At 71.0% G+C, this 13,852-nt stretch carries 13 protein-coding genes; 5 read left to right on the top strand and 8 right to left on the bottom strand.

Annotated elements, in window-relative coordinates; genetic code table 11:
* Positions 1-9: 9 nt before the first annotated feature.
* The 3 genes from H4F98_RS09435 to tsaD form a co-directional block, all read right to left on the bottom strand.
* Entirely contained in the window at positions 10-1,314 is a 1,305-nt protein-coding gene (locus H4F98_RS09435) for a mechanosensitive ion channel family protein (protein ID WP_246373057.1), read from the bottom strand.
* A gap of 85 nt (positions 1,315-1,399) precedes the next feature.
* Positions 1,400-1,768 (bottom strand): dihydroneopterin aldolase, encoded by a 369-nt coding sequence (gene folB / locus H4F98_RS09430; RefSeq protein ID WP_182687082.1) that lies wholly within the window; start codon positions 1,766-1,768, stop codon positions 1,400-1,402.
* 169 nt (positions 1,769-1,937) lie between these two features.
* On the bottom strand, positions 1,938-2,990 hold the full coding sequence (gene tsaD, locus H4F98_RS09425; protein ID WP_182687080.1) for a tRNA (adenosine(37)-N6)-threonylcarbamoyltransferase complex transferase subunit TsaD: 1,053 nt from the start codon (positions 2,988-2,990) through the stop codon (positions 1,938-1,940).
* 294 nt (positions 2,991-3,284) lie between these two features.
* On the opposite strand from tsaD, the gene rpsU reads away from it, so the two are divergent.
* From rpsU to dnaG, 4 genes are all read left to right on the top strand, one after another.
* Positions 3,285-3,500, top strand: coding sequence for a 30S ribosomal protein S21 (rpsU, locus tag H4F98_RS09420; protein WP_111267721.1), 216 nt, complete (start codon positions 3,285-3,287; stop codon positions 3,498-3,500).
* 189 nt (positions 3,501-3,689) lie between these two features.
* Positions 3,690-4,133: a GatB/YqeY domain-containing protein gene (locus H4F98_RS09415; RefSeq protein ID WP_182687078.1), complete on the top strand. Its 444-nt coding sequence runs from the start codon at positions 3,690-3,692 to the stop codon at positions 4,131-4,133.
* Positions 4,134-4,247: 114 nt separating this feature from the next.
* Complete coding sequence (locus tag H4F98_RS09410; RefSeq protein ID WP_182687075.1) at positions 4,248-5,228, top strand: YhjD/YihY/BrkB family envelope integrity protein; 981 nt, start codon at positions 4,248-4,250, stop codon at positions 5,226-5,228.
* Between the two features lie 66 nt (positions 5,229-5,294).
* Entirely contained in the window at positions 5,295-7,031 is a 1,737-nt protein-coding gene (gene dnaG, locus H4F98_RS09405) for a DNA primase (RefSeq protein ID WP_182687073.1), read from the top strand.
* 17 nt (positions 7,032-7,048) lie between these two features.
* Here dnaG and H4F98_RS09400 read toward each other — a convergent pair whose 3' ends face one another.
* Positions 7,049-8,209 carry a dipeptidase gene (locus H4F98_RS09400; protein ID WP_182687071.1) on the bottom strand — a complete coding sequence of 387 codons (1,161 nt, stop codon included), beginning with the start codon at positions 8,207-8,209 and terminating at the stop codon, positions 7,049-7,051.
* Between the two features lie 110 nt (positions 8,210-8,319).
* On the opposite strand from H4F98_RS09400, the gene H4F98_RS09395 reads away from it, so the two are divergent.
* The gene (locus H4F98_RS09395) at positions 8,320-10,338 is read left to right on the top strand and encodes a S9 family peptidase (protein WP_182687069.1); all 2,019 of its coding nucleotides are present in this window, start codon (positions 8,320-8,322) and stop codon (positions 10,336-10,338) included.
* A gap of 48 nt (positions 10,339-10,386) precedes the next feature.
* Here the strand turns inward: H4F98_RS09395 and cyoE are convergent, their stop codons facing one another.
* From cyoE to H4F98_RS09375, 4 genes are read right to left on the bottom strand one after another with little or no spacing between them, the layout of a single operon-like run.
* Entirely contained in the window at positions 10,387-11,331 is a 945-nt protein-coding gene (gene cyoE / locus H4F98_RS09390; RefSeq protein ID WP_182687067.1) for a heme o synthase, read from the bottom strand.
* The gene (locus H4F98_RS09385; RefSeq protein ID WP_182687066.1) at positions 11,331-12,482 is read right to left on the bottom strand and encodes a COX15/CtaA family protein; all 1,152 of its coding nucleotides are present in this window, start codon (positions 12,480-12,482) and stop codon (positions 11,331-11,333) included. The genes cyoE and H4F98_RS09385 overlap by 1 nt, the downstream gene beginning before the upstream one ends.
* A gap of 28 nt (positions 12,483-12,510) precedes the next feature.
* Positions 12,511-13,071 carry a hypothetical protein gene (locus H4F98_RS09380; RefSeq protein ID WP_182687064.1) on the bottom strand — a complete coding sequence of 187 codons (561 nt, stop codon included), beginning with the start codon at positions 13,069-13,071 and terminating at the stop codon, positions 12,511-12,513.
* Entirely contained in the window at positions 13,068-13,790 is a 723-nt protein-coding gene (locus H4F98_RS09375) for an SURF1 family cytochrome oxidase biogenesis protein (protein ID WP_182687062.1), read from the bottom strand. The genes H4F98_RS09380 and H4F98_RS09375 overlap by 4 nt, the downstream gene beginning before the upstream one ends.
* Between the last annotated feature and the right edge of the window lie 62 nt (positions 13,791-13,852).

Below are 13,852 nucleotides of genomic sequence, written 5' to 3'. Positions count from 1 at the left end.
GGGGACGACTCATGCATGCACCTCCGTGTTCGTGTCCATTCCCGTCGCGGCGGGGGCCGGCGCCCGCGATGCCGCCAGTCCGGCGACCAGGTCCGCGCCACCGGGCTGCTGGAACAGGCGCAGGCCGAACTCGGGCAGGATCGCCATCAAGTGGTCGAAGATATCCGACTGGATGCCTTCGTACTCGCCCCAGTCCGTGGTGTTGGCGAAACAGTAGACCTCCAGCGGCAGGCCTTCCGGCCCCGGCGGCAGCTGGCGGACCATCAGCGTCTTGCCGTGGTCGACGTGGCGGTGCGACTGCAGGTAGGCGGTGATGTAGGCCCGCAGGCAGCCGATGTTGGTCATGCGTCGCGCGTTGACCGGCTCGCTGGCGCGCTCGGGCGCCTGCGCGTTCCACTCGGCCAGTTCGGCCTGCTTGCGCTCGAAGTGCGGCCCCAGCAGGGCGAAGCGTGACAGGCGCGCGCGCATCGCCGCATCGAGGAAGCACACCCCGCCCTGGTCGATGTGCAGCGCGCGCTTGATCCGGCGCCCGCCCGACTCGCTCATCCCGCGCCAGTTCTTGACGCTGTCCTCGATCAGCCGATGCGTGGGCACGGTCACGATGGTCTTGTCGAAGTTCTGCACCTTGATCGTGTGCAGGGCGATGTCGACGACGTCGCCGTCCACGCCCAGCGCCGGCATCTCGATCCAGTCGCCGACGCGCACCATGTCGTTGGAGGCGATCTGCACGCTGGCGACCAGCGACAGGATGGTGTCCTTGAACACCAGCAGCAGCACCGCGCCCAGCGCGCCCAGGCCCGACAGGAGCAGAAGCGGCGACTTGCCGATCAGCACCGCGACGATGGTGATCAGGGCAATGGTGTAGACCACGATCTTGCCCAGCTGCACGTAGCCCTTGATGGGCCGGTCCTGGGCATGGGGACGGCGCTCGTAGAGGTCGTTCAGGGCCGACAGGAAGGCGCCGACGGCCAGCGCCAGCACCAGCACGATGTAGGCCAGCGCCGCCTTGCCGAGCACCAGCGACAGGGTGTCGTGAAGGGCCGGCACCAGGGCGACACCAAGATAGACCACCAGCGCCGGGGCGACGTGCGAGACCTGCTTGATCACGCCCCGGGCCAGCAGGGCATCGTCGATCTGGGTCGGGCTGGCGCGCACCACGCGCGTCAGCAGCGGCCGCACGATGCGCTGGGTCAGCCAGTCCACCAGCACGGCCAGCAGCAACAGGCCGGCCAGCACCAGCACGGTGACGGTCCAGTCGATGCCCGCCGCGGCATCGGGCGCGGCCTGCATGCGGGCGACGAGGCTTTCGGGCAATACGGTGTTCAGGCCATCCATCGCATCAGGGTAAGCGCACGGCGTTCATCTTCAAGGGGCGCGACGTTGCGGACGCACGACCGGTTCAGGCATCCGCGGCCTCGTCGCGCGAGCGCTCGATCACCACGCCGACCGCGCGCGCGCCGCGCACCGCGCCCGGCTTGCTGAGCTTCAGGCGCAGCCGGCGCACGCCGAACTCGTCCAGGATCAGGCCGGCGACGCGCTCGGCCAGGGTCTCCACCAGCCCAAAGTCGGACGCCTGGACGAAGGCGATCACCCGCTTGCTCACCGCCTTGTAGTTGAGCGTGTCGCCGATCGCATCGGTGGCCGCTGGCACGCGGTTGTCGAAGGCCATCTCGATGTCGAAGACCAGGGGCTGGCGCACGCGCCGCTCCCAGTCGTAGATGCCGATCAGGGCCTCGATGCGCAGCCCTTCGATGAAGACGTGGTCCATGGATGGTTCGGGAATGGGGAATGGGGAATGGGGAATGGAAGGGAAGCTCGCGGGCGAATGCGTGCCCAGCCAGTGTGCCATGCCGGACACGGGAACCAAGGCCTCGGGCACTTGCGAGCCGGCTCGACGCGAGCGGCGAACGTCGGGACAGGGAGAGCATTCCCTTTCCCTATTCCCCATTCGCCATTCCCGAACTTCCCACCGACTGGAGGGACGCCATGTCCCAGCGCGGGGTGACCTTGACCGAGGCGTCGTCGTGCTGGCCGGCGCGCAGGCGGAGGGCGCCGGCGAAGGCGATCATCGCGCCGTTGTCGGTACAGAACGCCGGTCGCGGGAAGCTGGCGCGGCCACCGCGCTCGGCGGCCATCGCCTGCAGGCGCGCGCGCAGGCGGGTGTTGGCACCGACGCCGCCGGCGACCACCAGCGTGTCGCAGCCGGTCGCGTCCAGCGCGCGGCCGCACTTGATCGCCAGGGTCTCGACCACGGCATCCTCGAAACCGCGGGCGATGTCGGCACGGGTGTCGTCCTCCTGGTCGCTGCCCTTCCAGGCCAACAGCACCTGGGTCTTCAGGCCGCTGAAGCTGAAATCCAGCCCCGGGCGATCGGTCATCGGGCGGGAGAACCTGAACGCGCCGGGGCGACCGCGCTCGGCGAGCGCCGCCAGCTGCGGCCCGCCGGGATACGGCAGCCCCATCATCTTCGCGGTCTTGTCGAAGGCTTCGCCGGCGGCGTCGTCCAGGGTCTCGCCGAGCAGGCGGTAGCGACCGATCGCCTCGACATGGACCAGCTGGGTATGGCCGCCGGACACCAGCAGGGCGACGAAAGGCGGCTCGGGCCGGCCCTGGGCGGGATCCTCCTCCAGCAGCGGCGCCAGCAGGTGGCCCTCCATGTGGTGCACGCCGATCGCGGGCACGTCCAGGGCCCAGGCCAGCGCGCGCGCGACGCCCGCGCCCACCAGCAGCGCGCCGACCAGGCCCGGCCCGGCCGTATAGGCCACGCCATCGAGGTCGGACACCGACAGGCCGGCGTCGGCCAGGGTCCTGCGGACCAGGGGCAGCAGCTTGCGCACATGGTCGCGGCTGGCCAGCTCCGGCACCACGCCGCCGTATTCGGCGTGCAGCGCGACCTGGCTGTAGAGGGCGTGCGCGCGCAGCCCGGCCTCGGTGTCGTACACCGCCACGCCGGTCTCGTCGCAACTGGTTTCGATGCCGAGGACGTTCAAACGGGCCTCCGGGGTCAGGGGGAGCGGCGCGCCGGAGCGCCACCGCGCCGTCTAGGGTACGCCATGCCGCGCGGCGGGCGGCTCCGCGCCCCGCCGCCGACCGGTGGCGCGCGGCATCGCCAAAGGCCCGCCATGACGGGGGCCGCGGGCGCGGGAGCGGCCCCCGCCGGAGGGGGCAAACCGATCGCCTACCGACATTTCGCACGCGCCGGACTTGCAGCAAGCCGATGGACCCCGCTATCATACGCGGCTCGCCCGGATGAACCGGGTCTGTTCCCGTTACCGAGATCCTGTATGCCCAGCGTCAAAGTCCGCGAAAACGAGCCTTTCGAGTTTGCCCTGCGTCGCTTCAAGCGCACCTGCGAGAAGGCCGGCGTCCTCGCCGAAACCCGCAAGCGCGAGTATTACGAGAAGCCGACCCAGGAGCGCAAGCGCAAGGCCGCTGCTGCGGTGAAGCGTCAGGCGCGCCGCGCCTCGCGCGACGTCACCAAGCGCCAGCGCCTGTACTGATCCGCACCGCGCGGTCCCGAGCGCCAGGCCCCATGGGCGTGGCGACGTGGACCGACGGAAGCCCGCAAGAAGCCGGCCGCGCCCCTGCGCAGTCGGCTTTTTGTGTTGGCCCGAGCCCCGGGGCCTGCTGACGAACCCGGATGCGCCCTCCCCGCCCCGCCCGGGCGGCCCTTCCCGCAGGACGAGACGATGAGCCTCAAGCAACGACTGAACGACGACATGAAGGCGGCCATGAAGGCCGGCGAGAAGCACGACCTGGGCGTGATCCGGCTGATCAACGCCGCGATCAAGCAGAAGGAAGTCGACGAGCGCGTCGAGCTGGACGACACCGCCGTCATCGCGATCCTCGACAAGATGGTCAAGCAGCGCAAGGACTCGGTCAGCCAGTACAGCAGCGCCGGACGCCAGGACCTGGCCGACGTGGAGCAGGCCGAGATCGTCGTCATCGAACGCTACCTGCCGGCGAAGATGGACGAGGCGTCGATCCTCGCCGCGATCGACGCCGCCATCGCCAGCACCGGCGCCACCGGCGCGGCCGACATGGGCAAGCTGATGGGCGCGCTCAAGCCCGCGCTCGCCGGCAAGGCCGACATGGGCCTGGTGTCGAAGCTGGTCAAGCAGCGCCTGGGCTGACCGCGTCCCGGCGCACGCGCCGGCACAACGGCAGCTGAGCGACGGCGCCCTCGTAGGCGCCGCGCTCACCCGTGCGACGCAATACTCGCCTCGACTCCCGAAGACGAGGCCCGAGTGACCCCCGATCCCGACGCCCCGCCCCAGGCCACCGCGCCGGCGACGTCCCCCGCGCGCAGGGCGACCGCCACCCGCCGCCTCGCCGCCCTCCAGGCACGCGTCGCCGCAAGCGGCCCCGGACGCTTCGTGCAGCGCTTCTTCGACGACGACATCCTGGCCCTGTCGGCGGCGCTGTCGTTCTACACCCTGCTCTCGATGGCACCGCTGGTGATCATGCTGCTGTGGCTCACGACCACGCTGTATCCCAGCGCGCAGGACGAGTTCTTCCGCCAGGTGGGCATGCTGGCCGGGCCTCAGGTGGAATCGACCGCCCGCCTCATCGTCTCCAATGCCGAGCGCGAACCGGGCACCGGCTCGATGGCGGCGCTGCTGGGCACCGGCGCGCTGCTGCTGGGCGCCTCGGTCGTGTTCGGCCAGCTCCAGGCCGCCCTCAACCGCGTGTTCCGCTCCGATGCCCGCCGCCTGGGCGGGATGCTGGCCTGGCTGCGCAAGCGCCTGCTCTCGTTCGGCATGGCCCTGGGCGTGGGCTTCCTGCTGGTGGTCTCGATGGCCGTGCAGGCGGCGCTCAGCCTGCTGATGGCCTGGCTGCCCGACCTGCTGCCGGCCTTCGCGGCCGGCGTCTCCTTCCTGCTGTACGCGGCCGTGTTCGCGCTGATGTACCGGCTGCTGCCGGACCGGCCGGTGACGCCGAAGCGTTCGCTGCTGGGCGGCGCGTTGACCGCGGCGATGTTCATGCTCGGGCGCTGGGCGATCGGCCTGTACCTGGGCCAGGCCAGCCTGGGCAGCGCCTATGGCCCCGCGGGCGGCCTGGTGGTGATGCTGGTCTGGCTGTACTACTGCGCGGTCGTCTTCCTGGCCGGCGCGCTGATCACCGCGATGCTGGACGAGGCCGCCCGGGCGCGCCACCTGGCCGAAGCCGGCCCCGCCCCCGCGCAGGCCGCGCCGGACCCGGTCGCGGGCGCCGACAGTCCGGCATGAGCGGGCCGCGCGTGGCATCCTAGCCGGCCACCGAACCGCTCCCCGCTGTCCGCCCGGACAGGACGCATGGCCCGCATTCCCGACGCATTCATCGATGACCTGCTCGCGCGCACCGACATCGTCGAGGTGATCGGCAACCGCGTGCCGCTCAAGCGCCAGGGCAAGGAGTATTCGGCGCGCTGCCCGTTCCACGACGAGCGTTCGCCCAGCTTCACGGTGTCGCCGAACAAGCAGTTCTACCACTGCTTCGGCTGTGGCGCGCATGGCACCGCGATCAGCTTCCTGATGAACTACGACCGCCTGGAGTTCCTCGACGCGGTCGAGGAGCTGGCGCGCGCGGCCGGCATGGAGGTCCCGCGCGACACCCAGCAGCGCAACGTCAATCCCGACACCCAGGCGACCTACGACATCCTCGAGGCGTCCGCGCGTTTCTTCCGCGAGCAGCTGGGCCGCAGCCCGCAGGCCCGGGCCTACCTCGACGGCCGCGGCGTCGACGCCGCGACCCGCGAGCGCTTCGGCATCGGCTACGCGCCGGGCGGCTTCAATGCGCTGCGCGACGCCCTGGGCGGCAGCCCCGACACGCTGCGCCTGCTCGAACGCGGCGGCATGATGTCGCGCAACGACAGCGGCCGGGTCTACGACAAGTTCCGCGACCGGGTGATGTTCCCGATCCTCGACCGGCGCGGCCGCACGATCGCCTTCGGCGGCCGGGTCATGGGGGCCGACGACGGCCCCAAGTACCTCAACTCGCCCGAGACCCCGCTGTTCCACAAGGGCCGCGAACTCTACGGCCTGTGGCAGGTACGGCAGGCCCACAACACCATCCCGCACATCGTCGTGGTGGAGGGCTACATGGACGTGGTGGCGCTGTTCCAGCACGGCGTCGATACCGCGGTGGCGACGCTGGGCACGGCGACCACGCCCGACCATGCCGAGCTGCTGTTCCGAAACGCGCCCGACGTGTATTTCTGCTTCGACGGCGACCGCGCCGGTCGCAGCGCCGCCTGGAAGGCGGTCGAATCGGTGCTGCCGCGCATGAAGGACGGACGCCAGGCGTTCTTCCTGTTCCTGCCCGACTGCGAGGACCCCGACTCGCTGGTGCGCAGCGAAGGCGCGGAGGGCTTCGATGCGCGACTGAAGCAGGCCACGCCGCTGTCGCAGTTCCTGTTCGATTCGCTTTCGGCCGACGTCAACCTGGCGACGCTGGAGGGCAAGGGTCGCCTGGCCGAGCGGGCCAAGCCGCTGGTCGCGCAGATCCCCGACGGCGCCTTCGCCGACCTGATGCGCCAGCGCCTGACCGAACTGACCGGTGTCGGCGCCCGCGCCAGCGCCCCCGACACCCACGTGCCGGCGCAGCGCGCGCGCGCCGGTGGGCCTGCGGCACCCGCGCGGCGCAGCCTGGTGCGCGGCGTGATCGCGCTGCTGCTGCAGGCGCCTTCGCTGGCGCTGGAACTGCTGCCGCCCTACCGGTTCGCGTCCCTGCGCCAGCCGGGCGTCGACCTGCTGTGCGAGCTGCTGCAGCTGGTCTACGAGCGACCCGAGATCAGCACCGGCAGCCTGATCGAACATTTCGCCGGCCGCGACGAGCAGGCCGCGCTGCAGAAGCTGGCCTCGCAGTCGCTGCCCGGCGAGGAAGCCGCCTGGCGCACCGAGTTCCACGAAGCGGTGGCCCGCCTCGAGGACCAGACCTTGCGCCAGCGAGTGGAAGAGCTGCAGCAGCGCATGCGCGAAGGCGGGGCGGCCGCGCTTTCGGGGCCGGAAAAAATCGAACTGGGCGAGGCGATGCAGGCGCTCCGGCGCTGAGCGCCCGGGGTTCGCCGCTACGCGGGTGCCGCCGACCACACCTCGCGCATGACACGGGCGAAGTTGCCTCCCAGGATCTTGGCGATGCGGGCATCGGCGTGGCCGCGCCGCGACAGCAACGCGGCCAGCGTGTCGAAGCGATCGGCGGTATTGAGGTCCGGGATGAAGGTGTACATGTCGTCGGGGCGGTCGCTGGCGAAGATGCCGTCTTCCTTCATCCCGCGCATGAAGGCGCGGTTGTCGCGCTCGAATGCCGGCGTGCGCGCCACCGGCGCCACCGGCGTGTCGGTGCCGATGCCCACGTGGTCCTCGCCACAGACGTCGATCGCATGCTCGAGGTGCCGCACCACGTCGGCGGCCATCGGCTGGGTGTCGGTGCGCAGGTAGGGCCAGAAGATGATCCCGGCCACGCCGCCGCGATCGGCCATCGCGCGCAACTCGGCATCGCCGGTATTGCGCGGCAGGTCGGCGAGCGCGCGGCAGCCGGTGTGGCTGATGAGCACCGGCGCCTTCGAGGCCTGGATGCCTTCGCGGATGGTGCGCTGCGCGCCATGGGAAAGATCGACCAGCACGCGTTCCGCGTTGAGCCGTTCGACGACGGCATGGCCATGGTGGCTCAAGCCCGCGTTGCCCGGCTCCATGCAGCCGTCGCCGACGAGGTTGCGCCGGTTGTGGGTGAGCTGGACCACCCGCACGCCCATGTCCCGGAACATCGGGATGCGCTCGAGGTCCTCGCCCAGGGGTTCGGTGCCCTGGAAGCCGAAGATCATCCCCAGGCGCCCCGTCGCGTGCGCGTCGACCAGGTCGGCGTGCGTGCGGATGGCCGCCAGGCGCTCCGGGTAGCGCGCGATCAGGCGCTGCCACTGCAGGATGCTGGCCCGCGTGCGTTCGAACGCGGCGTCGTCCAGCCAGAAGCGCCCCGACGGGGCCACCGTCAGCAGGGTGGCGGCCAGTCCGCAGTCGCGCGCCGCCTGGAGCTCGCGCGCCGTCGCCGGCGCGTCGTCTTCCAGGTAGGCAAGCATCAGGCCCGAGGCGCCATCGATCGCGAGCGTGTCGCGATAAAGTGGCCACGCCCCCGGACGCGCCGCCGTGCGCGCGTATGCGGGCACTGCGGCGGCGGCCGCGAGGGTCGCCGTGCAGGCACCCAGTTGCTTGAGGAACACGCGTCGATCCGACATCCCGTCTCCTCCCGGTGGCTCCCCTCGACTCTAGCGCATGGGCGCCGGGCGCTCACCCCGTGCGCCGGGGCAGGCTAAGCTCGGGCTTCCGAAGACCGGGAGTCCATGCAATGCCCCTAGGCCGAACCCAAGCGAGCGCCCTGCTCCTGTCCGCGCTGGCCCTGGCCGGCGCGCCCACCGCCGCCCGGTCCGCGACCGGCACCGATGCCAGCGCGCCATCCAGCGTCGTCCGAGAAGAAGTGGGCAACCGCGTCAGCGAAAACATCCCGGCGATTCCCGCCGACCTGCTCGAACGCCTCAACCGCTACCAGAACACGCGCGGGGCCAGTGCCAGCGGCTGGACCCGCGACGGCTGCCTGCTGCTGGGCACGCGGTTCTCGGAGACCTCGCAGGTCCATCGCGTCTGCGAGCCGATGGGAATGCGCGAGCAGCTCACGTTCTACCCCGAGCCGGTACCGGGCGCGCTCGCGGCCCCCGCCACGTCGGGCCGCGACGGCTTCGTCTTCTCCAAGGACGTCGGTGGCGACGAGTTCTCGCAGTTGCACTGGTTCGACCTGCAGAGCCGCGAAGTCAGCCTGCTGACCGACGGCAAGCGCTCGCAGAACCGCGGGGCGGTGTTCTCCGACGACGGCCGCCAGCTGGCCTACAGCAGCACCTCGCGCAACGGCAAGGACACCGACATCTGGGTGCGCGACATGCAGGCGGGCACGGCCCGCGCGGTCGTCACCGAGGGCGGCAGCTGGTTCCCGATGGACTTCTCGCCGGACGGCAAGCGCCTGCTGGTCAGCCGCTACGTGTCGATCGCCGAGTCGCACCCCGGCGAGGTCGACCTCGCCAGCGGCGAATTGACGCTGTTTCCCGTCGATGGCGACCGCGCGGCCTTCGGCGGCTTCGCCTACGCCCCGGACGGCGAATCGGTCTACTACGTGTCCGACGAGCCGCTGCAGGGCCAGGCCCAGGAGTTCCTCACCCTGCGCCACCATGACCCCCGCAGCGGCCGCCTGGAGGTGCTGAGCGCCGACATCCCCTGGGACGTCAGCGAGTTCACCCTGTCCGAGGACGGCCGCCACCTGGCCTTCGTCACCAACGAGGACGGGATCGGCAAGCTGCACGTGCTGGCCCTGCCCTCGCAACGGCCGGTGGCCCTGCCCGATCTGCCGGTCGGCCTGGCCTACGGCCTGTCGTTCTCGGCGGATGGGCAGAAGCTCGCGCTGAGCATCAACGGCGCGACCTCGCCCAGCGATGCCTACGTCATCGACCTGGCCGCCCGCTCGCTCACCCGCTGGACCCGCAGCGAGGTGGGGGGACTCGATCCCGAGCGCTTCGTCGCCCCCCGCCTGGTGCACTTCCCGACCTTCGACCAGGTCGACGGCCAGCCGCGCATGATCCCGGCCTTCTACTACCGCCCGGCGGACGTGCCGGCCGGCAAGAAGCTGCCGGTGGTGGTGCAGATCCACGGCGGGCCCGAAAGCCAGGCGCGTCCGACTTTCAGTCCGACCACGCAGTTCCTCGTCAACGCGCTTGGAGTGGCCGTGCTGGTCCCCAACGTGCGCGGTTCGGCGGGCTACGGCAAGTCCTACCTGGCGCTGGACAATGCCGCCAGGCGCGAGGACTCGGTGCGCGACATCGGTGCGCTGCTCGACTGGGTGGGCACCCACCCGGAGCTCGACGCCAGCCGCGTCGGCGTCTATGGCGGCAGCTACGGCGGTTACATGGTGCTCGCCTCGCTGATGCACTATCCCGAGCGCATCCGCGCCGGCGTCGACATCGTCGGCATCTCCCACTTCGGCACCTTCCTCAAGAACACCGAGGACTACCGTCGCCACCTGCGCCGGGCCGAGTATGGCGACGAGACCGATCCGGAGATGGCCAGGATCTTCGAGGAAATCTCGCCGCTCAATGGCGCATCGAAGATCACCTCACCGCTGTTCGTCGCCCAGGGCAAGAACGATCCGCGCGTGCCCTGGACCGAGGCCGAGCAGATCGTGCAGGCGGTACGCGGTAACGGCCAGCCGGTCTGGTACCTGCTGTTCGACGACGAGGGCCACGGATTCCGCAAGAAGACCAACAGCGACTACTTCACCGCCGCCACCGTGCTGTTCTGGCAGCAGCACCTGCTGGACGAGTGAGGCGGTTCCCGGCGACGGTGCGAAAGCCCGTCGCCGGGTGGTCCCGGCTCAGGCGACGGGCACCATCTCCAGGCCCGTCGACGGCTGCAGCCACGGCAGCAGCCAGTGGTCGAGCAGCAGGAAGGCGAACAGCGCCATCAGGTAGACGATGGAGTAGTTGAAGACCTTCATCGCGAAGAACTCGTCCGGCGGGTCCATCAGCTTCCACGCATACGCCAGGAACACCAGGCCCAGGACCAGCGCGCCGCCCAGGTAGAACAGCCCGCTCATGCCGAACACGACCGGCAGCACGCTGACCACCACGAGCAGCACCGTGTAGAACAGGATCTGCCAGCGCGTGTAGGCCACGCCGTGGGTCACCGGCAGCATCGGCACCAGCGCGCGCGCGTAGTCCTCGCGGCGGAAGATCGCCAGCGCCCAGAAATGCGGCGGCGTCCACACGAAGATGATGAGCACCAGCAGCAACGCGTGCGGCCAGTCCCACTCGCCCTGCATGCCGGTCACCGCCGCCCATCCCAGCAGCGGCGGCGCCGCGCCGGCGATGCCGCCGATGACGATGTTCTGCGGCGTCGCCCGCTTGAGGAACACCGTGTAGACGACCGCGTAGCCGATGAGCGAGGCGAAGGTCAGCACCGCCGTCACCGTATTGACCCACGCCACCAGGATCCCCATCGACAGCACCGCCAGCGCCAGCGCGAACACGAGCGCGCGGGCCGGGGTGATCTGGCCGACCACGATGGGGCGCCAGGCGGTGCGCGCCATCTTGGCGTCGATGCGCGAGTCGAGCAGCTGGTTGATCGCCGCCGCGCTGGATGCCGCCAGCCAGATGCCGAGGAAGCCGAGCACGGACTCGCGCAAGGGCGGCAGGCCCTCCACCGCGAGGAACATGCCGACCAGCGCGGTGAACACGATCAGCGCGACCACCCGCGGCTTGGTCAGGTCCCAGTACTGCTTCGCCGTGGCGGCGAAACCGGTGCGGGCGGGGCCGGCCATCAGTGTTCGGGCGCCTTCAGGCGCGCGAGCAGGCTGACCATCGCGAACAGCAGCAACACCGCACCGGCGTTGTGCATGACCGCCACGGCAAGCGGCAGGCCAAGCTTGACGTTGGCGATGCCCAGCCCGACCTGGGCCAGGCCCAGCAGGAGGATGAAGCTGCCCCAGCCGCGCATGCCCGGCAGGCGCAGCAGGCGGACCGCGAACGCGACGAGGAACGCGAACACCACGCCCGCCATCAGCCGGTGCGCGAGCTGGATCGCGATGCGCGCCTCGCCGTCGAGGATGCCGCCCTCGTAGTCGACGCCGATCCCGCGCCAGAGCACGAAGGCCTCGCCGAAGTCGTGCCGCGGCCACCACTGGCCCACGCAGGTCGGGAAGTCGTTGCCGCAGGCCAGCGCGGCGTAGTTCGCGCTGGTCCAGCCGCCCAGGGCGATCTGGACGGCCAGCAGCGCCAGCCCCGCCAGTACCCAACGGCGCAACTGCGGCGTGTCGGCCAGGCGGATCGGTGCGTCGGTGGCGCGCCAGGCGGTCCACAGCAGCAACGAGAAGGTGAGCAGCCCGCCCAGCAGGTGGCCCATCACCACGATCGGCTTGAGCAGCCACGTCACCGTCCACATGCCCAGCAGGGCCTGGAAGATGATCACGGCCAGGGTCAGCACGGCCACCCGCGACAGGTCGATGTTGCTCCAGCGCAACGCGGCCGCCAGCAGGATCGCTTCGCCGAGGATCGCCAGGGCGGAGGCCGCGACATGGTCGCCCTGCATGTACAGCGGTATCCCGACCGCGACCAGGCCGGCGGCGACGAGGACCTGGGTCATCCCGAAGCGCCGCTTGCGCGCCGCCAGCAGGGCCAGCGCCAGCACCAGCAGGCCCAGTGTGGCGGCGAGGTGGCGGTGGACCTGTTCGCGCCAGGCCTTGTGCGACTCGAAGGGCCGGATCGCGCTGGCGACGTGGTCGACGGCGTCCGCCGTGGCGCCCGGCCAGGTCGCGCGCCCGTAGCAGGTCGGCCAGTCGGGGCAGCTGAGGCCCGCGTTGGACAGGCGGACGAAGGCGCCGAACACGATGACGCAACTCGCCAGCGCCACCGCCAGCCAGGCGATGCGGTGGAAGTGCTTGGAGAAGGCGGCGGCCTTGAAGGCGTTGTTCATGGGTCGGATCAACAATCGATGGCGCGCGTCAGCGCAGTTTCAGCAGTTTGGACAGGTCCTTGCGCAGCCCGGCCGGATCGAACCCGGGAGCGTAACGCAGAACCACGAAGCCGTTTGGATCCAGTACGAAGACCGGGACGCCGGCCGGGTCGTCCGCGCGCGGCAGGCGCGCCCGCAGGCCGTCGTCGTCGGCCAGCTCGACCAGGGTGGACGGGCGCGCCGCGCCATCGGGCAGCTCGCCGAGCCAGAGCACGTGGACGCGGTCCGCGTCCTTGCCGAACAGCTGCCAGACCAGGTCCACCTGGCGCGCCACCTCGACGCAGGGCGCGCCGCAGTCCGATGGCGCGGCCACCACGATCCGCCAGGTCCGCGACTCCGGCGCCCAGGCATAGGCGCTGCCGTCCGCGGCCTTCGGGCTGATCGCGCGTGCATCGACGGGCGGCTGCAGCAGCTCGCCGTTGTTCTTCATGCCGTGCGGCTGCCAGCCGGAGAAACGCAGCACGCCGGCCACCAGCATGCTGCCGAAGAACATCGCGACGATGACCAGCAGCAGGGTGCGGTTTCGCGTGCGTTGGGCGGTGTCGTTCATGGCGTGCGGGGTCGTCTGAAAGTCAGGATGAGGGCCGTGGCCAGCACGGCCAGCGCGAGGCCGAACCATTGCACGGCGTAGCCGCGGTGCTTGTCCGGCGGCAAGGTGTTGGGCAGCAGCGCGAGGTCGCGCGCGTAGCCCAGCGGCAGGTCGGGATCCAGGCGCAGCACCCGCGGCGCCAACGGCGCCTGCAGCCCGGTCGCGGCGACGATGGCGTCCATGTCCACGCGGGTCAGCAGCCAGCCCTCGCCCTGCGGCGCCAGGGCCGGGCCCATCGCCAGCCCGGCCGAGGGCGGCGCGGTGACCAGGCCACGCAGGACCTGGCGCCCCTCCGGCCGCGGCACCTCGGGCATCGCCCGGCGATCGGGCAGGGGCAGCCAGCCCAGGTCGACCAGCATCGCCTCGCCCCGCTCGGGCCGGAACAGGCGGTAGGCGCGCACGCCGGCGCGGCCGTCGTGTTGCTGGTTGTCGAGCAGCAGCACCCCGCGCGGATCGAACTCGCCCGCACCCTCGGCCCAGTCGTAGTCGTGCAGCCGCCCGCGATCGCCGGCGACCGCGAGCGGCCGTACCTTGCGTTCGAGGAGCACGCGGTCCGCGGCATCGAGCATGGCCTGCTTCTCGACCGCGCGCCGCGACTGCCACAGGCCCAGGTTCACGAACAGGGCGATGACCAGCAAGGCCAGCGTCCAGCCCAGCGCGAGCTGCCCGCGCCGGCTCACGACTTACCCGCCACGGACTGCGATAATGCGCATCCAAATTCGCCCTGGCGCCGATCGGAGGC

The sequence above is a fragment of the Marilutibacter spongiae genome, assembly GCF_014145325.1.
Classification (GTDB): domain Bacteria; phylum Pseudomonadota; class Gammaproteobacteria; order Xanthomonadales; family Xanthomonadaceae; genus Marilutibacter; species Marilutibacter spongiae.
Note: the sequence above shows the minus strand (reverse complement) of the source record. Positions and strands in the feature narration are given on the sequence as shown.